The sequence below is a fragment of the Bradyrhizobium sp. AUGA SZCCT0431 genome, assembly GCF_018131065.1.
Taxonomy (GTDB): Bacteria; Pseudomonadota; Alphaproteobacteria; order Rhizobiales; family Xanthobacteraceae; genus Bradyrhizobium.
Map to the genome: position 1 here is coordinate 39,401 of NZ_JAFCLR010000025.1, position 22,183 is coordinate 61,583.

At 62.8% G+C, this 22,183-nt stretch carries 20 protein-coding genes; 9 read left to right on the forward strand and 11 right to left on the reverse strand.

Annotation, left to right across the window (positions count from 1 at the left end; translation table 11 throughout):
• Positions 1-11 precede the first annotated feature (11 nt).
• The 4 genes from JQ567_RS23455 to JQ567_RS23470 all read right to left on the reverse strand — a co-directional run bounded on the left by JQ567_RS23455 (position 12) and on the right by JQ567_RS23470 (position 5,809).
• On the reverse strand, positions 12-2,549 hold the full coding sequence (locus tag JQ567_RS23455; protein WP_212440994.1) for a branched-chain amino acid ABC transporter ATP-binding protein/permease: 2,538 nt from the start codon (positions 2,547-2,549) through the stop codon (positions 12-14).
• Positions 2,546-3,421: a branched-chain amino acid ABC transporter permease gene (locus tag JQ567_RS23460; RefSeq protein ID WP_212440995.1), complete on the reverse strand. Its 876-nt coding sequence runs from the start codon at positions 3,419-3,421 to the stop codon at positions 2,546-2,548. Before JQ567_RS23460 ends, JQ567_RS23455 begins: the two co-directional genes overlap by 4 nt.
• A gap of 84 nt (positions 3,422-3,505) precedes the next feature.
• The gene (locus JQ567_RS23465) at positions 3,506-4,750 is read right to left on the reverse strand and encodes an ABC transporter substrate-binding protein (protein WP_212440996.1); all 1,245 of its coding nucleotides are present in this window, start codon (positions 4,748-4,750) and stop codon (positions 3,506-3,508) included.
• A gap of 165 nt (positions 4,751-4,915) precedes the next feature.
• The gene (locus JQ567_RS23470; RefSeq protein WP_212440997.1) at positions 4,916-5,809 is read right to left on the reverse strand and encodes an IclR family transcriptional regulator; all 894 of its coding nucleotides are present in this window, start codon (positions 5,807-5,809) and stop codon (positions 4,916-4,918) included.
• 203 nt (positions 5,810-6,012) lie between these two features.
• Here JQ567_RS23470 and JQ567_RS23475 point away from each other — a divergent pair, with 203 nt between their 5' ends.
• The 3 genes from JQ567_RS23475 to JQ567_RS23485 are packed head-to-tail and all read left to right on the forward strand — an operon-like array spanning position 6,013 to position 8,947.
• Entirely contained in the window at positions 6,013-7,812 is a 1,800-nt protein-coding gene (locus JQ567_RS23475; protein ID WP_212440998.1) for a thiamine pyrophosphate-binding protein, read from the forward strand.
• A gap of 20 nt (positions 7,813-7,832) precedes the next feature.
• Positions 7,833-8,537, forward strand: coding sequence for an SDR family oxidoreductase (locus JQ567_RS23480; RefSeq protein ID WP_212440999.1), 705 nt, complete (start codon positions 7,833-7,835; stop codon positions 8,535-8,537).
• 26 nt (positions 8,538-8,563) lie between these two features.
• A complete protein-coding gene (locus JQ567_RS23485) occupies positions 8,564-8,947 on the forward strand; it encodes a cupin domain-containing protein (protein WP_212441000.1) in 384 nt (127 codons plus the stop codon).
• Between the two features lie 13 nt (positions 8,948-8,960).
• On the opposite strand, the gene JQ567_RS23490 is transcribed toward JQ567_RS23485, so the two are convergent.
• From JQ567_RS23490 to JQ567_RS23505, 4 genes are all read right to left on the reverse strand, one after another.
• Complete coding sequence (locus JQ567_RS23490; protein ID WP_212441001.1) at positions 8,961-9,185, reverse strand: hypothetical protein; 225 nt, start codon at positions 9,183-9,185, stop codon at positions 8,961-8,963.
• 182 nt (positions 9,186-9,367) lie between these two features.
• Complete coding sequence (locus JQ567_RS23495) at positions 9,368-10,168, reverse strand: SDR family NAD(P)-dependent oxidoreductase (RefSeq protein WP_212441002.1); 801 nt, start codon at positions 10,166-10,168, stop codon at positions 9,368-9,370.
• A gap of 66 nt (positions 10,169-10,234) precedes the next feature.
• A complete protein-coding gene (locus JQ567_RS23500) occupies positions 10,235-10,687 on the reverse strand; it encodes a carboxymuconolactone decarboxylase family protein (protein WP_249165653.1) in 453 nt (150 codons plus the stop codon).
• A gap of 63 nt (positions 10,688-10,750) precedes the next feature.
• Entirely contained in the window at positions 10,751-11,695 is a 945-nt protein-coding gene (locus JQ567_RS23505; RefSeq protein WP_212441003.1) for a hypothetical protein, read from the reverse strand.
• A gap of 214 nt (positions 11,696-11,909) precedes the next feature.
• Between JQ567_RS23505 and JQ567_RS23510 the strand changes: the two genes are divergently transcribed.
• Both JQ567_RS23510 and JQ567_RS23515 read left to right on the forward strand, forming a co-directional pair.
• The gene (locus JQ567_RS23510; RefSeq protein WP_212441004.1) at positions 11,910-15,383 is read left to right on the forward strand and encodes an indolepyruvate ferredoxin oxidoreductase family protein; all 3,474 of its coding nucleotides are present in this window, start codon (positions 11,910-11,912) and stop codon (positions 15,381-15,383) included.
• A gap of 141 nt (positions 15,384-15,524) precedes the next feature.
• Positions 15,525-15,938 (forward strand): hypothetical protein, encoded by a 414-nt coding sequence (locus tag JQ567_RS23515; RefSeq protein ID WP_212441005.1) that lies wholly within the window; start codon positions 15,525-15,527, stop codon positions 15,936-15,938.
• A 16-nt stretch (positions 15,939-15,954) separates the two neighbouring features.
• Here the strand turns inward: JQ567_RS23515 and JQ567_RS38670 are convergent, their stop codons facing one another.
• On the reverse strand, positions 15,955-16,083 hold the full coding sequence (locus tag JQ567_RS38670) for a hypothetical protein (RefSeq protein WP_283813476.1): 129 nt from the start codon (positions 16,081-16,083) through the stop codon (positions 15,955-15,957).
• 136 nt (positions 16,084-16,219) lie between these two features.
• On the opposite strand from JQ567_RS38670, the gene JQ567_RS23520 reads away from it, so the two are divergent.
• Both JQ567_RS23520 and JQ567_RS23525 read left to right on the forward strand, forming a co-directional pair.
• Entirely contained in the window at positions 16,220-17,038 is an 819-nt protein-coding gene (locus JQ567_RS23520; protein WP_212441006.1) for an aldo/keto reductase, read from the forward strand.
• A gap of 101 nt (positions 17,039-17,139) precedes the next feature.
• Complete coding sequence (locus JQ567_RS23525) at positions 17,140-18,312, forward strand: acetyl-CoA C-acyltransferase (protein WP_212441007.1); 1,173 nt, start codon at positions 17,140-17,142, stop codon at positions 18,310-18,312.
• A gap of 87 nt (positions 18,313-18,399) precedes the next feature.
• Here the strand turns inward: JQ567_RS23525 and JQ567_RS23530 are convergent, their stop codons facing one another.
• Complete coding sequence (locus JQ567_RS23530) at positions 18,400-18,636, reverse strand: hypothetical protein (RefSeq protein WP_212441008.1); 237 nt, start codon at positions 18,634-18,636, stop codon at positions 18,400-18,402.
• A gap of 335 nt (positions 18,637-18,971) precedes the next feature.
• Here JQ567_RS23530 and JQ567_RS23535 point away from each other — a divergent pair, with 335 nt between their 5' ends.
• A complete protein-coding gene (locus tag JQ567_RS23535) occupies positions 18,972-20,252 on the forward strand; it encodes an amidohydrolase family protein (protein ID WP_212441009.1) in 1,281 nt (426 codons plus the stop codon).
• Positions 20,253-20,282: 30 nt separating this feature from the next.
• Here the strand turns inward: JQ567_RS23535 and JQ567_RS23540 are convergent, their stop codons facing one another.
• Positions 20,283-21,383: an enolase C-terminal domain-like protein gene (locus tag JQ567_RS23540; RefSeq protein WP_212441010.1), complete on the reverse strand. Its 1,101-nt coding sequence runs from the start codon at positions 21,381-21,383 to the stop codon at positions 20,283-20,285.
• Between the two features lie 135 nt (positions 21,384-21,518).
• Between JQ567_RS23540 and JQ567_RS23545 the strand changes: the two genes are divergently transcribed.
• Entirely contained in the window at positions 21,519-22,172 is a 654-nt protein-coding gene (locus tag JQ567_RS23545) for a TetR/AcrR family transcriptional regulator (protein ID WP_212441011.1), read from the forward strand.
• The last annotated feature ends 11 nt before the right edge of the window (positions 22,173-22,183 follow it).

The window sequence follows — 22,183 nt, forward strand, 5'->3', positions numbered from 1 at the left end:
TGACGAACTACTCAAAGCCAAAGAATCTTCTTCCGGTACTCAAGATCAGTCAGCAGCGGCGCGGCCGGTCCCTGATGGAACACCGCGCCGCGCTCCAGCGCGAAGACGCGGTCGGCCAGCGCCAGCACGAGATCAAGATTGTGCTCGACGATCACAATGGACGCATGCCTGCGCAACTGGTCGAACACCTTGAACAGCTCGAGGATCACGGTCGGCGCCAGTCCCTCAAAGGGCTCGTCGAGCAGCAGCAGTTTGACATTGCCCGACATCGCGCGCGCGACTGCCACCATCTGTTGCTCGCCGCCGGAGAGATAATCGGCCGCGACGTCCATGCGCTCGGCCAGCCGGGGGAAATATTGCAGGATCTGCGCTTCATCCCACACCACGCCGTTGCTGCCGTCGGTCTTGCGCGCCAGACGTCCGAGCGAGAGATTCTCCCGCACCGTCATGCCGGCGAACAGGCCGCGGCCCTGCGGGACATAACCGATGCCCATGCGCGCGATATCGGGAGCCGGCAGACGGGCGATATCGGTGCCGGCATATTCGATCGTGCCCGACGACAGCGGCACCAATCCGGCGAGCGTCTTCAACAGCGTCGACTTGCCGGCGCCGTTGCGGCCGAGCAGCGCGACGATCTCGCCCTCGCGCACGTCGAGCGAGGCGTCATGCAGGATGTGGCTCTTGCCGTAGAACGTATTGACGCCTTCGAAACGCAGAACCTGCGCCGCGCTCTCCTTGGCTTCGTCGGTGCGGCTGTGCTCCACCTCGGGAACACCGGTGCCGGTATAGATTTCCTGCACCCGGCGGTCGGCGCGGACCGCACTGGGCGGGCCGGTCATCAGCACTTCGCCCTGGTTCATCACGGTGACGGAGTGCGAGAAGCCGAGCACGCGGTCGATATCGTGCTCGACGATCAGCACGGGGATATTGGCGGCGACGTTCTTGACGAGATTCGAGACGCGCTCGCGTTCGGCAGCGGCAAGGCCGGCCAGCGGCTCGTCGAGCAGCAGCACCTGCGGCTTGGAGCCGAGCGCGATGCCGAGATCGACCAGCCGCTGCCCGCCATAGGACAGTTCGCCGCCTTCGATCGTCTCGATGCCTTCGAGGCCGAGGAATTTGATCAGTTCCGCGGTCTCGGCGTGGATGCTTTCATAGCTGTCGATGTCGCGCCAGAAATTGAAGCGCATGTCGCTCTGCGCCTGCAGCGACAGCCGCAAATTCTCGTAGATCGACAGGCCCTTGAACAGATTGGTGATCTGGAACGAGCGCGCCAGGCCCTGATGGCAGATCAGGTCGGACGGCACGCCCTGGATCTCGCGGCCGTTGAGCTTGATGGTGCCCTTGTCGGTCGGAAACAGCCCCGAGACCAGATTGAACAGCGTGGTTTTTCCAGCGCCGTTCGGGCCGATCAGCGCATGGATTTCACCGGCGCCGACCGTGAGGCTTGCATTGTGGACGGCGCGGATGCCGCCAAAGCTCCTGGAGAGGCCATTCACTTCCAGCACGGTGCCGGTGAGCCCCTTCGGCATCAGGAAGGCCGGCAGCGGCAGGCCCTCGTAGATCTTGCGCCGGCTCATCGCGGCGGACTCCTCCAGCGCCGGCCACCAGCGTTTGCTCAGCCGCGCCCAGATGCCGACCAGCCCGTCCGGCGAGAACAGCACAAAGGCGACGAAGATCAGTCCGAACCACAGCAGCCAGTCCGAGGTCCAGATCGAAAACAATTCGCGGAACAGAATGAAGAACAATGCGCCGAGCGCCGGCCCCAGCATGCTGCGCATGCCGCCGATCACGACGATCGCGAGCAGTTCGCCGGAAAACGGCACCGACACCGCTTCTGCCGAGACGAGGTAATTCTGAAATCCGATCAGCCCGCCGGCAAAGCCTGTGACCACTGCCGAGATCACGAAGACGCCGAGCTTGTAGCGCTCGACCGGATAACCCTGGAACGTGGCACGCAACTGGTTCTCGCGGATCGCCACCAGCACATGGCCGAACGGCGAACGCACCAGGCGCAGCAACAGATAGAGCACGCCGAGGCTGAGCACCGCGACGACGATGTAGTAGTTCAGCGCGTTGTCGAGATCGAAGGCGCCGATGCTGCCGCGCTTCAGGCCGCCGAGGCCGTCTTCGCCGCCGGTCACCCTGGTCCAGCGGAAGGCGGTGGTGTAGGCCAGCGCCGCCAGCGCCAGCGTCAGCAGCGAAAAATAGACGCCGCGCCGGCGCAGGATGACGATACCGACGGCCGCGGAGGCGACCGCCACCACGACCAGCGACAGCAGCAATGGCAGCCAGATCGAGCCGGGGAACCAGTTGAGCTGGATCAGGCCCGCCGCATAGGCGCCGATGCCGAACCAGGTGCCATGGCCGAACGAGACGAGGCCGGTGTAGCCGACGCACAGGTTGAGTCCCATGGTCGCGATCGCCAGCGCCACCACCATGGTGCCGGTGTTGTGCGACAGGCCAAGCGCCTGCATGCCGAAAGGCAGCGCGATCAGCGCGAGGGCCGCCAGCAGCAGCGGCCGGTATTTCGAGGCAGGCGGCAGCTTCATTCGAATTTCTCGATACGTTCGCCCAACAGTCCGCGCGGCCGCACCAGCAGCACCACGAACATCAGGACATACATCGACGCCTCGCCGGCGGCGGGCTCGAAATGGATGGTGATGCCGCGCACCACGCCGACCAGCAGGGCCGCGATCACCACGCCCCAGAAACTGCCGAGGCCGCCGATCACGACGACGACGAAGGCGACCGTGATGATGTCGGCGCCCATCGCCGGCTGCACGATCGTGATCGGCGCAAAGAACGCGCCAGCGAGTGCGGCCATGCCGACGCCGAGCATCACGATCGCGGTCATGTATGGCTGCAGCCGGATGCCCAGCGCCGCGACCATGTCGGGGCGCTGGATACCGGCCCGCACCACGCGGCCAAAGGAAGTCTTGTGCAGCAGCAGCCAGACCCCGACCAGCACCCCGATCACGACAGCGAGAATGAGCAGGCGGTATCGCGAAAACAGGAAGTCGCCGAGGAACACCGAACCGCGGAGCGCGGGCGGGATCGCCGCCGAAATCGGCGGCGCGCCCCAGATGATGCGGATCGCCTGTTCAGCAACCATCGCGAGCCCGAACGTCACCAGCAGGCTCAGGATCGGATCAGCGGAGTAAAAACGGCGGAGGATGTATCGCTCGAACAGGATGCCCAGCATGGCCACCGCAATCGGCGACAGCACGACGGCGGAGCCGAAGCCGAGATATTTGGTGATCTCGACGGAGACGTAGGCGCCCAGCGCGAAGAACGCGCCATGCGCCAGATTGACGACGCCGCCGACGCTGAAGATCAGCGACAGCCCGAGCGCGATCAGGAGATAATAGCCCCCGAGCACGAGGCCATTCACCACCTGTTCCAGCAAGAACGCGAATTGCATGTGCCTACCTTGAACAAGAGCGGCGCCGGCTGGTCGATGCCGGCGCCGCTCACACCAAACGGGGTTAGCGCGCCAAGTGGCGCGTCAGGCCTTCATCTCGCAGGGGTTCTGCGTCTTGGTCGGATAGATCTTCTCCAGCGGCTCTGCCGCCACCGGCACGGCGTCACCAAGCACCAGCATGTCCCACTTGTCCTTCATCTCGCCCTTCGGCTTCACCGTGAACGGATAGGCCTCCTGCACCAGCTGATGGTCCCAGGAGCGGAAATAGCCCTTGCGCGCCTTCATGATGTCGAACTCGGTCTGCTTTTCGAAATGCGCGATCAGCGCGTCGCTCTCGGTCGATTTGATCTCGTTGATCGCCTGCGCCAGCAGCTTGAGCGTAATGTACTCGATCCAGGCGTGGTTCTCCGGCGGCTTGCCGTATTTCTGGGTAAACGCCGCGACAAAGGCCTTGGAGGCCGGGTTGTCGAGCGTGTGATACCAGACGGTCGGCCAGGTGCCGCTGAGATTGCCTTCGCCCGCGGCCCAGGCGTCGCCGGTGTTGAGGTTGAAGCCGACCAGCGGGTAGGGGAAGCCGAACTCGGCATATTGCTTCACGAGGTTGGTGACCTGGTTGCCCGCGAGGTTGCAGCACACCACGTCCGGCTTGGCTTGCCGCACCTTCAGCAGATAGGGGCTGAAATCGGTGACGTCGGTCGCGATCAGTTCGTCGCCGGCCAGCGTGGCGCCGTTGGCGTCGAAGAAGGTTTTTGCGGCCTTCAGCAGATCGTGGCCGAAAATATAGTCCGCGGTCAGCGTGAAGAATTTCTTGCCCTTCACCATGCCCTTTTGATTGAGCGCGGTGCCGACGGCATTGACCATCACCGTGTTCGGAATGTCGCAGTGGAACGAGTAGCGGTTGCAGTTCTTGCCGCGAAGCGCGTCGGAGCGGGCGCCGGTCGAGAAGAACACCTTCTTGTTGCGCTCGGCGACCTGCATGATGGTGAGCGAGGAGGCCGAGGAGATTTCGCCGAGCAGCACCACGGCGCCGTCCTGCTCGATCATGCGCTGGGCCTTGGTCGAGGCGGTCGCGGGATTGACCGAGTCTTCCGATATCAGGTCGATCTGCTTGCCCATGATGCCGCCGGATTGATTGATCTCTTCGGCGGCGAGCTTGACGCCGAGCTGGGCGTAGCTGCCGATCGCGCCGAGAAAGCCGGTCAGCGGCACGAGATGTCCGATCTTGATCCGGGTTGCCTGGGCGCGGACGATCGCTGGAAATCCCAGAGCGGAAGCGCCGGCAAACGCGGCGCCTGTCTTCAACAAAGTACGTCGGCTGTAGCTGAACATGGCGGGTCTCCTCCCTGGGGGCGCGTCACGACGTCCTGCCTCCGATTCTCGCTATGCGAGGATGTGAGAGACGTTTTTTTATTATTGGAGGATAATTCCGGACGCAGCCGCGCCTGTCAACGCCAAATGCGTCGCAGATTCGCTTCAGCCGATTGGGGAGAGGCGTTAGGAGGACTTCGCGGTGTCGCGGGCGCCGAACTCGGCGGACAACCGGGCGGCGGCGGTTTGCACCAGTTTGGCCCGGCTTTTCAGCACCTGGTCGGACATCCGCCAGATCGGGCCGGAAATGCCGAGCGCCCCGATCACGTCGCCGGTAAAATTGTAGACCGGCACCGCGATGCAGCGCACTTCCGCGTTGTACTCGCCGTCGTCGATCGCGATTGCGCTGCGCCGGATTTCGGCAATTTCGCGCAGCAGCACGGCAGGATCGGTGATCGACTTGCCGGTCGAAGGCTTCAGTTCGACACGTTCGAGGAACCGCTTCAATTGGTCGGGGCGCAGCGAGGCCAGGATGATCTTGCCGAGCGCGGTGCAGTGCGCCGGTCGCACCACGCCGACCCGGTCGGTGAGCTGGAACGCGCCGGAGCCGCTGGTGCGGGCAATAACCACGACGGAATCGCCCATGCGGACCGCAAAATGCCCGCTCTCGCCGGTTTCCCGCGAGAGATCTTCCAGCACCGGTGTTGCGAGATTGACCATCTCGATTTCATCGAGCGCGCTGGCGGCGAGCGCGAACAACGGCCGGCCAACGCGGTAGCGCTTGGAATCCCGCTCCTGCCGCATGTAGCCCAGCGTGACGAGGGTCTTGGCAAGATGGAACGTGGTGGAATTATGCAGGCCGACAAGCTTGCTGAGTTCAGCGAGGCTAATGCCCTCGCGGTGGCGCGCGACTTCCTCCAGGATCGAAAACGCGCGTCCGAGCGACTGCACGCCGCCGCGCTGACGCTCCTCGGCGTCGTCGTCGATGTTGGGCGCGTTCGATTGCACCAGCCGGGCGACCGCCGTCTTGCGTGGCGTGGCGGGCTTCTCGCTCGTCTTCGGCTTGATTCGCGATTTCACGGATGGGTCTCCAGGAGGGCAGGGCCGAATTCTATCAGGCTGCCCTCGTCAATGAATAGCATGATGCTCCGCTGCGGGCCTGTCCATCTCTATACCACAATAGCAATTGACGTACAGTATTATGAGAAATAGGGTCCGCCCCTGTCGGCCGCGCTAATCAAGACGCGGTGTCCAGGTTTATTGAGCAGGGAGAGAGTGATCCGATGGCGCGCAATATGCTCAACGGGGCCCAGGTCATCGTCGACTATTTGATTCAGGAGAAAGTGCCGCAGGTGTTCGGCCTGTGCGGCCACGGCAATATCCAGTTCATCGATGCGCTGTACGAGCGTTCCGACGACATCAAGACCATCTCGGTCCACCATGAGAGCGTCGCCGGGTTCATGGCCGATGTTTATTACCGCGTATCGGGGCGGCCGACCGCGACCTTCACCTCCTGCGGGCCGGGCTCGGCCAATCTGCCGATCTCGCTCGGCAACGCGTTCCTCGATTCGGTGCCGTTCATGGCGGTGACGGGCAATGTGCCGACCAGCCAGTTCAATCGCGGGGCGTTTCAGGAATTATATCGGCACTATCAGGCGGACTTTCCCTCCACGGTGCGTTCCTATTGCAAGAAGGTGTTCCAGCCGACGCGGGGCGAGATGGTGCCGCTCGCGGTTCGGCAAGCCTGGAAGACGATGATGTCGGGACGTCCGGGTCCTGTCGTGCTGGATGTTCCCTTTGACGTGTTCATGGAGTCGGCCGCCGAGGAGGCGCCGAACGCGCAGGCCTGGAACGCCAACATCTCCAGCCGCTGCGGCGCCGATCCCGAGGGCGTGGTGAAGGCGGTCGATATGCTGCTCGGCGCCGAGCGGCCGGTGATGATCGTGGGGCAGGGCGTGCGTTATGGCGGCGCGGCCGAGGAATTGCTGAAGCTCGCCGAGCGGCTTCAGATTCCGGTGGCGGCATCGGCCAGCGGCCTTGGCGCGATCGATTGCAACCATCCGCTCGCGCTGGGGCTGGTCGCACGTGCCGGTCATTACCAGGCCAACCACGCGACGCGTCAGGCCGACGTGCTGCTGGCGATGGGGATGCGGTTCGACGATCGCACTTCGAGCTCGTGGATCCCTGGTTACTCCTTCACCATTCCGCCGACGCGGCTGATCCATGTCGACATCGACCCCGAAGAGATCGGCCGCAACTATCCGGTGGCGCTCGGGCTGATGGCCGACGTGCGGACGTTCCTGCGGCAGGTTCATGCCGAACTCGACCGCCGCGCCGATCTGACCAAGAAGGCTGACAGCCGCAAAAAATGGCTGGCGCAGATCGATACCTATCGACAGGAATGGGACAAGTTCGTCGCACCCGGATTTTCCGACGACACCATGCCGATCAACCCGCAGCGCGCTGCGCTCGAGATCGACAAGGCGCTGCCCGAGAATGCGATCCTCGTCAGCGACATCGGCGTGCACCACAATTGGCTGCTGAGTTTTTGCAAGCCGAAGCGGCCGGACTCGCTGATCGGTTCGATGGGGTTCGGCCCGATGGGTTTTGGAGTCGCCGGCGTGATGGGCGCGAAATTCGCGGCGCCCGACCGGCCCTGCGTATCCGTGTGCGGCGACGGCGCCTTCTTCATGCACGCCAACGTGCTGGGAACGGCGGTCGAATATAATCTGCCCGTGGTCTGGGTGGTCTGGAACAATTACGCCTATGCCTCGATCCGCGGACTGCAGCGCGGTTATCTCGGCGGCCGCGAACTGGCGACCGACTTCCATGATCCCGTGACCGGCCAGCGCTATAATCCGGATTTTGCCGCGATGGCGCGCTCCTGCGGCGTCGAGGGCGTGCGGGTCGATCGCGCCGGCGATATCGGCGAGGCCGTCCGCAAGGGCATCGCCGCCAACAAGCCCTATCTTATCGACGTCGATATCGCCGCCGATATCAATCCCACGGGCGCCGGCATCTGGGAATTGCCCGGCCTTGGCCAAAGCAAGGCGGGCATCGGCACCCGCTATCAGCCCGTCTGATTTTGAACGGAGGAGAGCGCATGTTGCTTGCAGGCAAGAAAGTCGTCGTCGTCGGTGGTTCCTCCGGCATCGGTCTTTCGACCGCGCAAATGGCCAAGCGCGAAGGCGCGGATGTGATTGTTTCGTCCCGGAATGTCGAGCGCCTCGACAAGGTGGCGGAAACGCTGAACGCGATCGCGATCCCGGCCGATGTCACCAGCGACGAAAGCATCGCAAAGCTGTTTCGCGCCTGCGGTCCGGTCGATCATGTCGTGGTCACGGCGGCCCAGCTGCGCACCGGACCGTTCAAGACGGTCGCGATGGAGGACGTGCGGTCCACCATGGAAAGCAAGTTCTGGGGCGCATGGCGGGTGGCGCGATCGGCCGAGATTCGCCCCGGCGGATCGCTGACACTGGTCTCCGGCTTCCTCAGCGTTCGCCCGCGGCCGAATTCGGCCATCGTCAGTGCGGCCAATGGCGCGCTCGAATCGCTGGCAAAAGCGCTGGCGCTCGAACTGGCGCCGGTGCGCGTCAATGCCGTCTCGCCCGGCGTGATCGATACACCGATCCGCGCCGCGATGCCGGAGGAGGCGCGCCGTGATATGCTCGCCAAAACCGCCGCGGCGTTACTGGTCGGTCGGGTCGGGATCGGCGACGACATCGCGCGGCAAATACTGTCGTTCATGGCGAACGGCTTTGCGACGGGATCGATCATCTATATCGACGGCGGCGCGCTGGTGATCTGATCGTCGCGGTAACTGAGGAGCACCAAATGGCTTCAGAGGATCACGGCGCTTTCATCCGCAACATCGCCGAAGTGCCCTGGCGCGAATTCCCCAATCATTTTGGCGGCGCACTGTCGAAACCGCTGGTCATGCCGGAGACGGCGGGCTCGCGCCACATCGACTACCGGATCTCGATGTACCAGCCGATGGCCCATGTCGCGCGCCACAAGCACCAGGTCCAGGAACAGATCTATCACGTGCTCGAGGGTGAGGGGCTGATGGAAATCGCCGGCAAGAACCAAGTCGTGCGCAAGCACGACTTCATCTTCCTGCCGCCCGGCGTGGAACACGCCATCTCGAATTCCGGGCTGGTCGATCTGGTGTTTCTCGTCATCACTTCACCGGTGACGGATGACGAGAAGCCGGTGTGACTCGACAGCGACATTACGCCGCAAGATCGAGCAGCAGGCACGATGAGCCTCTAATCAGCACCTTGCGTCCGTTTGACGTGAGGACCGGCGCATCGCCGTTGATCGTAACGAGTCCAAGCGCAATCAGGCCTTGAATTGTGAATCGATTCATCCGCTGTGGCCGGGATGTTGAGTTGCGCAAGTTCTTCAACACTTCCCACTGGTCGGGCGTCAGTTCGAAGTCGACTTCGTCGTTCATGGCGTCCAAGGACTCCCTTAGGTTCTTGGAGTGCGTGATAGCGGCCGCTCATGAAATTCGTGCGACCACAACGAGTCAGGATTTGGACGTGCGATGATGCGCCGTCACATCATCGTGTCATTGGAAACTTTCAACTGTCGCGAATCGTGACAATGCTGCATTGCGTCAAGGCGCCATAATCCTTAACCGCGCCGCACGCTGGCGCCGCCATCCACCGGCAACGTTACGCCGGTGATGAAACTCGCCTCATCGGAAGCAAGAAACAGTGCGGCATTGGCGACGTCCCAGCCGGTGCCCATCTTCTGACGCAGCGGAACCTTGCTGTCGCGCTCGGCTTCGACCTCGGCGCGGGTCTTCTTGAACTCGCGCGCGCGGGTATCGACCGCCATCGGCGTGTTCATCAGGCCGGGCAGGATGACGTTGGCGCGGATGCCATATTGCGCGTTCTGGTAGGCGAGCTGTTCGGTAAAGGCGATCATTGCCGACTTGGTCGCCTTGTAGGCGACGTATGGATAGGTCGTGATCGCCGCCATCGAGGAGATGTTGATGATGCTGCCGCTCTGTTGCTGGCGCATGATCGGGATGACATGCTTGGCGGCGAGGATGCAGCTTTTCAGATTGATCGCGACGCAACGATCGAATGCCTCCTCGGTGATATCAAGCAGTTCGGCGTCGCCGCCGGACAGGCTGACGCCGACATTGTTGTGCAGGATATCGACGCGGCCCCAGCGGCCATGCGCATCCGCCACCATCGCCTTGATGTCGGCATTCTTGGTGACGTCGGCCCTGAAGGCGATCGCCGTGCCCTGTTTGGCCGCGATCAAGTCGACGGTCTCCTGCGCCGATTCGAGATGGTGATCGACGCACAGCACCCTTGCGCCCTCGCGCGCGAAGGTGAGCGCGGTGGCGCGGCCGTTGCCGATGCCCTCGCCGGGGCTCTGGCCGGCGCCGACGACGATGGCGACACGATCTTTCAGGCGCATTTCATTCCACTCCCGGAATCGGGTACTGTTGCAGTACCTCTTTGTAATAGGGCTCGTTGTCCATCTTCATCGTCGCCAGCACGCGCACCACCGCGCAGTAGAACGCGATGGTGACCAGATCTCGGCGAAGGTCGCATCCGACATCGCAAGCTCGCGCACCATCTCGCGGGCGCCGCGCAGGATTGCTTTCGCCAGCGGTTCGAGGTTCGAGGGTTTGCCCTCGGTCTCGGCCATCATTGCCTTGATGTCGTCGTCGGTGACGCCGAACTCCTTGCCGATCTTCACATGATGGGTGAATTCGTATTCCGACCTCTCCATCCAGCCGACCTGCAGGATCGCAAGCTCGCGCAGGCGCGGATCGAGCTTGCTCTTGAAGCGGATATAGCCGCCGATGCCGTTGAAGGCGCGCGCCATGTCGGGCGAATTGACCAAGAGCTTGTGCAAATTGGTGTTGCGCTTGAGCATGTCGCGATATTCAGGGGCGACCTGGTCGGCTTCGAGATACGGCAGGCGGGCCATTTTATTGTTTTCCTTATTGGCAAGTTCGTCCGGCCGCGTCGGACGCGACCGCGCTAGGTCGGCTCAGCCATAGAGGGCTTTATGCTCGCTCGCGTAATTGGCGTAGGAATCCTTGATGCTCGCGAGATTGAGCAGCATGGTGGCGACGGGCTTGTCGTCGGTGGCGAACACTGTGGTGCGCACCCACATGCTCTCGGTCCGGCGGCTGCCGCTCAGCGCCACGACCTCGCGTTCGGTGACGTAGTTCTCGCCGGCGAATAGCGGCCCGCGCAGCAACCGGATTTCCTGATCCGCGAACAGTCCGACCGCGGGGCCTCGCACCGGCAATCGATCCTCGCGCGCGCGGTATTGAAACAGCACGCTCAGCATCTCCATGGGGAGAATGGCCCGACCCCAGGGATTGCGTTCCTGCGAATAATAGGCCGAAGGTTCGGTGATCACCTTCAGCTTCTCGGCCAGCGAAAACGGATAGAGATCGCCCATGTTCTGGTCGAAATCCATTTTCACGGTTTGCCGGCCGGTCTTCATGCCGACCTTGAGGTCGGCGAGGATCACGGGGTCGGCGAGCGGCTTCAGTTCGCCGAGCCGCCGGTGCAGTGCCGTTGCCGTCCCATCGCCGCCGACGGAGGCGGTGCCGCGCAAAATTTCGGTGCCGTCGCGCTTGGTCATGCCGATGCTGCAAACGGTCTGGCCCGGCTTCGACTTTTCGATGTTGGCCTGAACTTCCTCGCCCTCGAAAGCGGGATTGCGATAATGCGCCGAGAGACAGCCGCTCTCGAACCAGGCCTGGCCCCAGATCCGTTCGCACAATGGCGCGAACTGGCTGAAATGGGTCGGGCCTTCGATCGTGCCGCCCTGAAAGCCCAGCTTTTGCGCTGTCGCATCGTCGTGGATCGAAGCATGGGCGTCGTAGACCTGCGCTTGCAGCATCTGCTTTGGGCGCCGCCACGGCCCGACGAGCACGTCGCCGCTCTCCAGTATCTCGGTCGTGAATGCCGCTTCTGTCATCTCTGAGGTTTCCTTGGCTCTCCCGTTTGCCGTCCAGCGTTTCAAAGAAGACAGGTTTCGGCAAGGGTGCGACCGTAATCCACATCGCAGCCGAGATATGTCCTGCCGCCATGCATTCAGGCTGGGCACGCATAGCAAAACCGGTGCATTCTGGGCCCAATTAGACCGGTTCAAAATAGCCGGCAGAGCGATAGCCGCGATGGGGAGCGAAAAAATGGCGTTGACGGACGTTGGGCTGGACGACAAGTACCGGCTGGATGCGAAACGCATCTTTCTTTCCGGTACGCAGGCGCTGGTCCGGTTGCCGATGTTGCAGCGCGAACGCGACCGCGCACAGGGGCTCAACACCGCAGGTTTCATCTCGGGTTATCGCGGTTCACCGCTCGGCATGTACGATCACGCGCTGTGGCGTGCGAAATCCTTCCTCAAGGAACACAACATCGAGTTCGCGCCCGGCCTCAACGAGGATCTGGCGGCGACGGCGGTGTGGGGCAGCCAGCAGGTCGGAATGTTCCCGGGCGCCAAGGTTGATGGCGTGTTCGGCATCTGGTACGGCAAGGGTCCCGGCGTCGATCGCTCGATGGACGCGCTCAAGCATGCGAACTCGGCCGGCACTTCGCCCAATGGCGGCGTGATCGCGCTGGCCGGCGACGATCATGGTTGCCAATCCTCGACGCTGGCCCATCAGAGCGAACAGGTCTTCGCGGCGGCACTGATGCCGGTGGTCAACCCTGCGACGCTGCAGGATTATCTCGACCTCGGGATTCTTGGGTTTGCGCTGTCGCGCTACTCGAGTTGCTGGGTCGGCTTCAAGGCGATTTCCGAGACGGTCGAAAGCTCGGCCTCGATCGTCAGCGATCCCGATCGCATCAAGATCATCATCCCGACCGATTTCGAAATGCCGCCAGGCGGGCTTGGCATCCGCTGGCCGGACGCGCCGCTGGAGCAGGAGCGCAGGCTTCACGGCCCGAAGATGCAGGCGGTCGCCGCCTTCACCCGCGTCAATCGCTTCGACCACATCGTGCTGGATTCCAAGCCGGCGCGGCTCGGCATCATGGCGACCGGCAAGGCCTATCTCGACCTGCGCCAGGCGCTGGCCGATCTTGGTATTACCGACGCCGAAGCGCAGGCGCTGGGACTGCGCATCTACAAGGTCGCGCTGACCTGGCCGCTGGAGGAGCACGGCGCACGCGCGTTCGCCGAAGGCCTGCAGGACGTGCTTGTGGTCGAGGAGAAGCGCGGCTTCATCGAGGATCAGCTGCTGCGCATCCTCTACAATGTCGATGCTATGAGGCGGCCTTCGGTGGTAGGCAAGCGCGACGAGACCGGCGCGATGCTGCTGCCAAGCGAAGGCGAACTCACGCCCACCATGGTCGCCGCGGCCGTGGTGGCGCGGTTGCGCCGGCTCGGCCATCGCAGCCCGGCGCTGGAACAGCGCCTCGCCAAGCTCGAAGCGTTCGACCGGCCCGCGGAGGGCATTGGTGCTGCAAAGCTGCAGCGGACGCCGTATTTCTGCTCGGGCTGCCCGCACAATACCTCCACCAAAGTGCCTGAGGGCAGCCGCGCGATGGCCGGCATCGGCTGTCACGGCATGGCGCTCTCGGTGCCGAACCGCCGCACCGCGACGATCTCGCATATGGGCGCCGAAGGCGTCACCTGGATCGGGCAGGCGCCGTTCACCAGCGAACAGCACGTGTTCCAGAATCTCGGCGACGGCACCTACACGCATTCGGGCTTGCTGGCGCTGCGCGCGGCTTCCGCCGCCGGCGTCAACATCACCTACAAGATCCTCTACAACGACGCTGTCGCGATGACGGGCGGCCAGCCGGCCGAGGGCGGCCTGACCGTGTCGCAGATCGCGCATCAGGTTTCCGCCGAAGGTGCCAAGCGGCTTGCGATCGTCTCGGACGAGCCCGAGAAATACCCCAGCAACTATTTCCCCGCTGGGGCGACTGTTCATCACCGCCGTGAGCTCGACGCCGTGCAGAAGGAGCTGCGCGACGTCAAGGGCCTTTCGGTCCTGATCTACGACCAGACCTGCGCCGCCGAAAAGCGCCGCCGCCGCAAGCGCGGGCTCTATCCGGATCCGCCGAAGCGTGTCTTCATCAATGAGCGCGTCTGCGAAGGCTGCGGCGACTGCTCGGCTGTTTCCAACTGCGTCTCGGTGCAGCCGCTGGAAACGGAACTCGGCCGTAAGCGCCGGATCGACCAGTCGAACTGCAACAAGGACTTTTCCTGCATCGAGGGCTTTTGTCCGAGTTTCGTCACTGTGCATGGCGGCAAGTTGCGGAAGGCCGATCGCGCCGCGGCTGATCCGTCGGCACTGTTTGCGGACTTGCCGCTGCCGACACCGCCCGCGCTTGACGGCGCGTTCAACATCCTCGTCACCGGCATCGGCGGCACCGGCGTCATCACCATCGGTGCGTTGCTCGGCATGGCCGCGCATGTCGACGGCAGGGCCTGCTCGACGCTCGACTTCACGGGATTGTCGCAGAAGAACGGCGCGGTCATGAGCCACGTCCGCATCGCGCCGTCGGCGGACGATCTCGCCAATGTCCGGATCGGGCCCGGCACCGCCAACCTCATTCTCGGCTGCGACATCGTCGTTGCTACCAGCATCCCGGCGCTGAGCCGCGCCGAGCGCGGCCTGACGCGCGCGATCGTCAACGCCGATCTGTTGCCGACCGCAAGCTTCGTGATCGATCCCGACATCGATTTCCAGGCCGGCGCGATGCGCGAGGCGCTCAACGAGGCCGTCAGCGCCAGCGATCTCGATATCCTCGATGCGACCGGTCTTGCCTCATCCCTGATGGGCGACAGCATCGCGACCAATTCCTTCATGCTGGGCTTTGCGTTTCAGCGCGGCGCGATTCCGCTGTCGCTGGAGGCGATCATGAAGGCGATCGACCTCAACGGCGCGGCGATCGAGATGAACAAGCTGGCGTTCTCTTGGGGCCGGCTTGCCGCGCACGACCTGCAACGCGTGGTCAGCGCCGCGCGCTTCAAGGCGCAGGGCGCCGCACCGGTCAAGCGGACGCTGGACGAGACCATCGCTCACCGTGCAGGCTTGCTGACCGACTACCAGAACGAGGCCTATTCGAAGCGCTACCTCGCCGAGGTCGCGCGCGTGCGTGCCGCCGAAGCCAAGGCTTCGCCTGCAGCGCAGGACCTCACCGAAGCCTTTGCAAGGGGCCTGTTCAAGCTGATGGCCTACAAGGACGAGTATGAGGTTGCCCGGCTTTATTCCGACGGCGAGTTTGCACGAGCATTGAAGGAGCAGTTCGACGGCGACGCGAGCGTCAAGGTCAGCCTGGCGCCGCCCTTGTTGGCGCGCCGCGACAAGGTGACCGGGCATTTGCGCAAGCGCGAATTCGGTGGCTGGATCCTCAAGGCGTTCGATGTCCTGACGCGCTTCAAATTCCTGCGCGGCACCGCGTTCGATCCGTTCGGCTATACCTCCGAGCGCCGGATGGAGCGGGCACTGCCGGGCGAATATTCTGACATGATCCTCCGCCACCTCGACACGGCCAAACCGCAGGACTGGCCGCGGCTGGTGGCGCTGGCGAAAACGACTGACCTCGTGCGCGGCTACGGCCACATCAAGGAGGCCAATGTCGCGCGCTACCGCCAGGAATGCATGCGGCTGGAGGGCACGATCGGGCAGGGGGTTGCGCAAGCCGCGGAATAGGTTCCGGGCCACCGGCCGCGGATTTTTCGCGGCCGGCGTAGTCAGCGGGTAACCTTGCCGAAAATTTCGGCTGGAAAAGGCCTGCCGGCTTCCTACATGATCCCAGTTATCATTATTTTTAGTCATTTCAGGAGGCCCATAATGGTCCTGAAAAGCGCTTTAGCTGCAGCGGTTTGCACGGGGTTTTTGGCATTGGCCGGCTCCGCGACGGCGGCCGAGTATCGTCCGGGTGAGTTGCTCAGCCTTGATCTTCCCAACGCGGTATTGTCGCCCAAGCGGATCGGGCCGGAGGCGCGGTTCGGGCCGGTTCGGATCGAGGCAAGGTCGGAGGACACGGAGGCGGATCTGGATTCGACCATCTGGCCCAAGCTGCCGCCACGCAAGGCGCATGTCGCCAAATCTCAGGCCGAGAAGACCAGCACTGAGGCGCCGCGTGCCGCAGCGCGTGCCAGACTGGCGAAACCGCGCAACAATCCGCTCGATGCGCAGGCGCGCGATACCCGGATTCAAACCTGGCCGTGCAGGTCCGGCGGCATCTGTAACTGGCAGCGATAGAAGCGGTCGCTTACGTTCAGGGTTTTCCGATCAGAAAGAAGACAGCCACGATCAGCACGGAGAGCGTCGTGATCACGCCGAGCACGGCGGCGGCGATCGCCGGCAATTGATGCGAATCCAGCCATCGTTGCAACGCGTTGCCCATCGCTCTCCCTGACCTGATCTTGATTTGCCCAGCGCCTTGCGGGCAGTCTATTTATAGCGATCTATCCCACGCAATCCAATGCCGTCCATGCGGCTTTCGTCTTCCCCGCGACACTTTACGCCTTCGGGAGCATTCAATGGAAAATCTGCAAACGCAGGGCATTGCCCTGCCGAGGCTCGGGCTTGGCACTTTTCGGCTGCAGGGCGATGCCTGCCGCGCGGCGGTTGAAAGCGCGATTGCGCTGGGCTACCGGCATCTCGACACTGCGGAAATGTACGGCAATGAGGAGCCGATTGGCGCTGCGATCGCGGCCTCGCGCATCGCCCGCAAGGACCTGCATGTCACCACCAAGGTCTGGAACGAAAACCTGGCGCCGGACGCGATCCGCCGGGCGTTCGATGCTTCCTTGAAGAAACTGCGGCTCGATCAGGTCGATCTCTATCTGGTGCACTGGCCGTCGCGAAATATGAACCTGCCGGCGATGTTCGAGACCTTGATGAAGCTGAAGCAGGAAGGTCGCACTCGCGCCATCGGGGTCGCCAATTTCAACATCGCGCTCTTGAAAACCGTGGTCGAGGAGATCAAGGCTCCGATTGCCTGCAATCAGGTCGAATACCACGTGATGCTGGATCAGACAAAGCTGCGCAAATATCTCAGCGCCAAATCGATTCCGCTGGTTGCCTATTGCCCGCTGGCGCAGGGCCGCGTGGCGTCGGACGAAGTTTTGACCGCAATCGGGCGCAAGCATAATGCCAGCGCCGCACAGGTGGCGCTGAAATGGTTGCTCGACCAGGACGGGGTCGCCGCGATCCCGAAGGCCTCGCGCGCCGAAAGTCAACGGGCCAATCTCGACGCGCTGAAGCTGCGGCTTGATGACGACGATCGAAAGGCAATCGCGGCCTTGCCGAAGGACAAACGTTGTGTAAATCCCGCCTTCGGGCCGGCGTGGGATTGAAGGCGATTCCTCCTTTTCCGTCCGCCGGAATTCAAGGTTTTTCGCTACACACGGGCTGAGGTCCAGTCCATACTGGGTGGCATCAAAGGGAGGTCTAGAAAATGCGTGAAGCTGTTATCGTTTCCTATGCACGTACGGGGCTGGCGAAGTCCGGCCGTGGCGGGTTCAATATCACCCCTCCGATGTCGATGGCGGCCCACGCCATCAAGCACGCGGTCGAGCGCGCCGGCGTCGAGAAGGATTACGTCGAGGACTGCTATCTCGGCAATTGCGCGCACGGCGCGCCCAATATCGGCCGCCAGGCGGCGCTGCTCGCTGGCATGCCAAAGTCGACGGCCGGCGTTTCGGTCAACCGCTTCTGCTCCTCAGGGCTGCAGACCATCGCGATGGCCGCCAACTCGATCCGCTCGGACGGCGCCGATTGCATCGTGGCCGGTGGCGTTGAAAGCATCTCGATTCCCGGCGGCGGTTCGCCCAAGGAATCGATCGATCCGGATTTGCTCAAGACCGCGCCCGACATCTTCATGGCGATGATCGACACCGCCGACATCGTCGCCGAGCGCTACAAGCTCAGCCGCGAATACCAGGACGAGTACTCGCTGGAATCGCAACGCCGCATGGCCGCCGCGCAGCAGGCCAACAAGTTCAAGGACGAAATCGTCCCGATGAAGACCAAGATGAAGGTGGTCGACAAGGCGACCAAGGCGGAAAGCATCGTCGACTACACGGTCGATCGCGACGAGTGCAACCGGCCCGAAACCACCATGGAAGGCCTCGCCAAGCTCGAGCCGGTCAAGGGCCCGGGCAAATACGTCACCGCCGGCAATGCCAGCCAGCTCTCGGACGGTGCGGCGGCTGTTGTGCTGATGGAAGCCAAGGATGCCGAAAAGCGCGGCCTGCAGCCGCTCGGCCGTTTCGTTGCATGGGCGGCGGCGGGCTGCGAGCCGGATGAGATGGGCATCGGCCCGATCTTCGCCGTGCCGAAGCTGTTGAAGCGCCATGGCCTCAAGATCGACGACATCGACATCTGGGAACTGAACGAAGCCTTCGCCAGCCAGTGTCTGTATTCCCGCGACAAGCTCGGCATCGACCCCGAGAAGTACAATGTCAACGGCGGCTCGATCGCGATCGGCCATCCCTTCGGCATGACCGGCGCGCGGCTCACCGGCCACATCCTGCAGGAAGGCCGTCGCCGCAAGGCGAAGTGGGGCGTCGTCACCATGTGCATCGGTGGCGGCCAGGGCGGCGCAGGCCTGTTCGAAATCTACAGCTGAGCCGAAGCAATCAGCCGGCGATACCAACAAAGAAAATGGCTCCGCGAGGAGCCATTTTCCGTTGAGCCCTAGTCTCAGGCATCAACCTCAGTAACGATGCTTCTTGATGATCACGACCTTGTCGTGGTGACCATGACCACGATGTCCGCGATGGTAGCCGCGGTCACGATGCCCGCGGTATTCGGCGCGTGCACCGTGGGAGTGGTGATGGCCTTGGTGATAACCGCTGCCACGCTTGATCACAACAGTCTGTGCGCTTGCAATCGACGGCACCCCGATGATGATCGCGCCAAGCGCGGCCAAAACTAATCCAAACTTCTTCATTACTTGTCCTCTCCTCAATTCAGCGAGGATAGAACAGCGCATCGACGGGAACGTTCCGACGAAACTTGAAGAGAATTCTGAATGTCTGTTCAGCAAGGATCGCGGATGCAATGCGTGCGTTGGTTCCACGCACGAGCAAATTTCTTTAGTCCAATAACTCACGCTCGAAACATTGCGTTTACACGTGGCCGTTCTGGACAACCGCGATCCCACGGACCGTCCAGCCGCACGGTCATTGATACCCGTGTGGGTTGATCGGGGGCATGGGCCGGCTTGCGGAAAGCCCGGTCCCGGCGCATCATCGCGCCATAAAAATCATCTGGGGGAGCGATGCCATGAGCGGGTTTTCACGCCGTGATTTTCTAAGCCTGTCAGGATCGGCCGCGGTCGCTGCGATGTCCGCACCGGCCAATGCCGCGATGGGTCCGAACGACAAGTTCGACCTCGTGATCAAGGGCGGCGATGTGCTCGATCCCAGCCAGTCGCTGCGTGGCAAGCGTGACATCGGCATTCGCTGGGGCATGATCGAGGCGATCGAAGCCGACATTCCGGCCGCACGCGCCTCGAAGACCATCGACGCCGCCGGCAAACTGGTGACGCCGGGATTGATCGACCTGCACTCCCATGTCTACCCCTATGGTTCGGCGATCGGCATTCCCGCCGACGAATTGGTGCAGGCCCAGGCAACGACGACAGTAGTGTCGGCGGGGGACGCTGGCGTCAACAATATCGCAGCGCTGCGCCGCTACATCGTGGCGCAATCGCGCGCGCGGATTTACGCCTTCGTCCATATCGCCAATCATGGACTGTCGGGCTTCCCGGTCGCCGAACTATACAACATCGACCACGCGCAGCTCGACGCCTGCGCCATGGCGCTGGCCGAGAATCCGGATTTCCTGCTCGGCGTCAAAGTCCGGATGTCGGAGAATGTCATCGCCAGGCACGGCCTCGAACCACTGAAGCGAGCCATAAAGGCCTGCGAGATGTGCGGCTGGCCGGCCAAGATGATGGTGCATATCGGCGGCGTCGAGACCAGGGAGTTGATGTCGCAGATTCTCGATCTGCTGCGGCCGGGCGACGTGCTGACCCATGCCTATTCCGGCGCACCGAACAACGGCGGCGTCTTCACCAACATCGTGCAGGATGGCAAGCTGCTGCCGGCAGCGCTTGCCGCCAAGCAGCGCGGCGTGATGTTCGACGTCGGCCATGGTGGCGGCAGTTTCGATTTCACGGTGGCGGAAGTCGCGATCGCGGGTGGCTGCCCGCCCGATACGATCTCGTCCGACATCCACGTCTTCTCCGGCAATTCGCCCGGTATGCCGTATCTGCCGAACGTGATGAGCAAGTTCGTCCCGCTCGGATTTACGGTGGAGCAGGTGGTGGCGATGGCAACCTCGGCGCCGGCCAAGATCATCAACCGTGCACCGAAAATCGGCACGCTGCAGGTCGGCGCGCCCGGCGACGTCGCGATCATGGAACTGGCGGAGGCGCAGGTCTCGTTCGTCGACACCCGCAACAACAAGCGCGAGGGCAAGCTGTTGCTGAAACCGGTGCAGACCGTGATCAACGGCGTGCCGTTCGGCCGGCCCTATCAGGCGCCGTTCGCGGTGCGGTAGGCGCCGGCGTCTTTTGGCGAGCCCACTGGATTATCCGTCGTACTGGTAGCGCCTTACGGCATCCTCGTCCCATTCCAGGCCGGCGCCCGGCCGGTTTGGGACCATGAGGAAGCCATCTGCGAGTTTAAATGGCGCGGCGAGGATGGGGTCCGCCCAATCCTGCCATTCCAGCCAATGAGCCGTTTCAGTCACGCGCATCAGATGCGCCGCGAACTCGGGATAGAGGTGCGTCGACATCTCGACACCTGCGGCTCCAGCGATCGATGATGCGCGGATCCAGCCCGTTACACCCCCGATCCGCATGAGATCGGGCATAACATAGTCTCCGGCGCCAATGGACAGGGCTTGATGCAATGCGCGTGGTCCGTAGAAATTTTCGCCAAGCTGCACGGGCGTCGTCAGCTCCCTGCTAAGCTGTGCGTATCCTGCGAGATTGTCGTAAGCGATCGGTTCTTCGAACCAGTAGAGCCCTTGCCGGTCGAGCGCGTGGCAACGGTGCAGCGCCTCGCCAAGACGGAGGCCTTGGTTGAAATCAACCATCAACTTGATTTCCGCGCCGACCGCGGTGCGCACAGCCTCTATCGCGGCGAGATCGTCAGCCAATCTGTCGCGACCCAACCGCAATTTCAGTCCCTTGAAACCACCTTCGGCCACGAGCGCTCGCGCGTCATCGCCCAAACCGGCTACCTCGGTAAGCCAGAGGCCATTGCTGTTATAGGCTGCGACCGGACCGGTTGAGCCCCCCAACAACACGGCCAGTGGCATACCGGCCGCCTTCGCCAAGGCATCCCATGCCGCCATATCGAGCCCGGATACAGCGATCATCGACACGCCTTCGTAACCGATCAGATTCAGCGCTCTACGCGCGTTCTGAAAATCCTCAATCGGGCGGATTGGCTGGCCCTTCCGCGGCTCGGCAAGATCGTAGATTGCGGGCACGATATAGTGCGTCGAGTGCTTCAAATAAGGCTCGAGATAACTGCGCCCGACAACGCCTTCCTCGGTTGCGAGGTCGATGAGAATAATGGGCCATTGATCGAACAGGCCGACCTTGGAAACCACCGGCCTGCGAAGCGGTACCAGCACCGAGCGAACCGTCACGGATCGGAATGTGAGCTTCTCGAAAGTCATCATTTCCTCCCGCGGACAGCATGGCGCTACTCTCGCTGTCGTCAGATCGGATGTCGCTCGGCCGGTGCATTCGAGACGGGATGTGTATTGTTGTAAATTCACTAACCGGTATACATTCCGCTCAGAGGGAGAGAGATGCCACGATCCTCGGCGCCGACTCGCCAGACCATCCTCGATGCAGCCTACGGTCTCTTCCGTCGCAGGGGATTCGTGCGCGTGAGCATGGACGAGATCGCAGCGTCAGCCGCGGTCACCAAGCGGACGCTTTACTATCACTTTGCAAGCAAGGACCTGCTTCTGGCCCAGGTGCTCGAAGCGCAGCACGCTTTGGCTCTGGCCGCTTTCCGGACTTTTGGCGAAAGCCTCGCCGGATCGCCCGAGAGCATCATTGATCAACTGTTCAAGGATCTCGCCGTCTGGTCGGACTCGCCGCGATGGGCAGGCTCGGGTTTTACCCGCCTTGTCATCGAGCTTGCCGATCTGCGTGGACATCCTGCTCGCCTGATCGCGCGCCGTCACAAGGCAATGCTTGAGGCCCATCTAGCTGACCTTTTGGCAAGCGTCGACGCGACGTCGCCGCGGCAACTTGCCCGCGAAATCTGGCTGCTCTCCGAAGGCGCAATCTCACTGATCTTAATCCATGGAGACCGCAGTTATGCTGCGGCGGCCGCCGAAGCGGCCAAGAAACTCATTCGATCAGAATGCGCCCAAAAGAAATACCCCGCGCGAGGGGAAGCCGCCGCGCGAAGGCAACGATCTGAACCTGTGGGAATCAAACGTCGCAGATGAACGATGCAAAT

Bases quoted from the DNA above. Each gene is read 5' to 3' on its own strand.
- JQ567_RS23455 (WP_212440994.1), bottom strand. From the start codon at position 2,549: ATGAAGCTGCCGCCTGCCTCGAAATACCGGCCGCTGCTGCTGGCGGCC.
- JQ567_RS23460 (WP_212440995.1), bottom strand. From the start codon at position 3,421: ATGCAATTCGCGTTCTTGCTGGAACAGGTGGTGAATGGCCTCGTGCTC.
- JQ567_RS23465 (WP_212440996.1), bottom strand. From the start codon at position 4,750: ATGTTCAGCTACAGCCGACGTACTTTGTTGAAGACAGGCGCCGCGTTT.
- JQ567_RS23475 (WP_212440998.1), top strand. From the start codon at position 6,013: ATGGCGCGCAATATGCTCAACGGGGCCCAGGTCATCGTCGACTATTTG.
- JQ567_RS23480 (WP_212440999.1), top strand. From the start codon at position 7,833: ATGTTGCTTGCAGGCAAGAAAGTCGTCGTCGTCGGTGGTTCCTCCGGC.
- JQ567_RS23485 (WP_212441000.1), top strand. From the start codon at position 8,564: ATGGCTTCAGAGGATCACGGCGCTTTCATCCGCAACATCGCCGAAGTG.
- JQ567_RS23490 (WP_212441001.1), bottom strand. From the start codon at position 9,185: ATGAACGACGAAGTCGACTTCGAACTGACGCCCGACCAGTGGGAAGTG.
- JQ567_RS23495 (WP_212441002.1), bottom strand. From the start codon at position 10,168: ATGCGCCTGAAAGATCGTGTCGCCATCGTCGTCGGCGCCGGCCAGAGC.
- JQ567_RS23500 (WP_249165653.1), bottom strand. From the start codon at position 10,687: ATGGCCCGCCTGCCGTATCTCGAAGCCGACCAGGTCGCCCCTGAATAT.
- JQ567_RS23505 (WP_212441003.1), bottom strand. From the start codon at position 11,695: ATGACAGAAGCGGCATTCACGACCGAGATACTGGAGAGCGGCGACGTG.
- JQ567_RS23510 (WP_212441004.1), top strand. From the start codon at position 11,910: ATGGCGTTGACGGACGTTGGGCTGGACGACAAGTACCGGCTGGATGCG.
- JQ567_RS23515 (WP_212441005.1), top strand. From the start codon at position 15,525: ATGGTCCTGAAAAGCGCTTTAGCTGCAGCGGTTTGCACGGGGTTTTTG.
- JQ567_RS38670 (WP_283813476.1), bottom strand. From the start codon at position 16,083: ATGGGCAACGCGTTGCAACGATGGCTGGATTCGCATCAATTGCCGGCG.
- JQ567_RS23520 (WP_212441006.1), top strand. From the start codon at position 16,220: ATGGAAAATCTGCAAACGCAGGGCATTGCCCTGCCGAGGCTCGGGCTT.
- JQ567_RS23525 (WP_212441007.1), top strand. From the start codon at position 17,140: ATGCGTGAAGCTGTTATCGTTTCCTATGCACGTACGGGGCTGGCGAAG.
- JQ567_RS23530 (WP_212441008.1), bottom strand. From the start codon at position 18,636: ATGAAGAAGTTTGGATTAGTTTTGGCCGCGCTTGGCGCGATCATCATC.
- JQ567_RS23535 (WP_212441009.1), top strand. From the start codon at position 18,972: ATGAGCGGGTTTTCACGCCGTGATTTTCTAAGCCTGTCAGGATCGGCC.
- JQ567_RS23540 (WP_212441010.1), bottom strand. From the start codon at position 21,383: ATGACTTTCGAGAAGCTCACATTCCGATCCGTGACGGTTCGCTCGGTG.
- JQ567_RS23545 (WP_212441011.1), top strand. From the start codon at position 21,519: ATGCCACGATCCTCGGCGCCGACTCGCCAGACCATCCTCGATGCAGCC.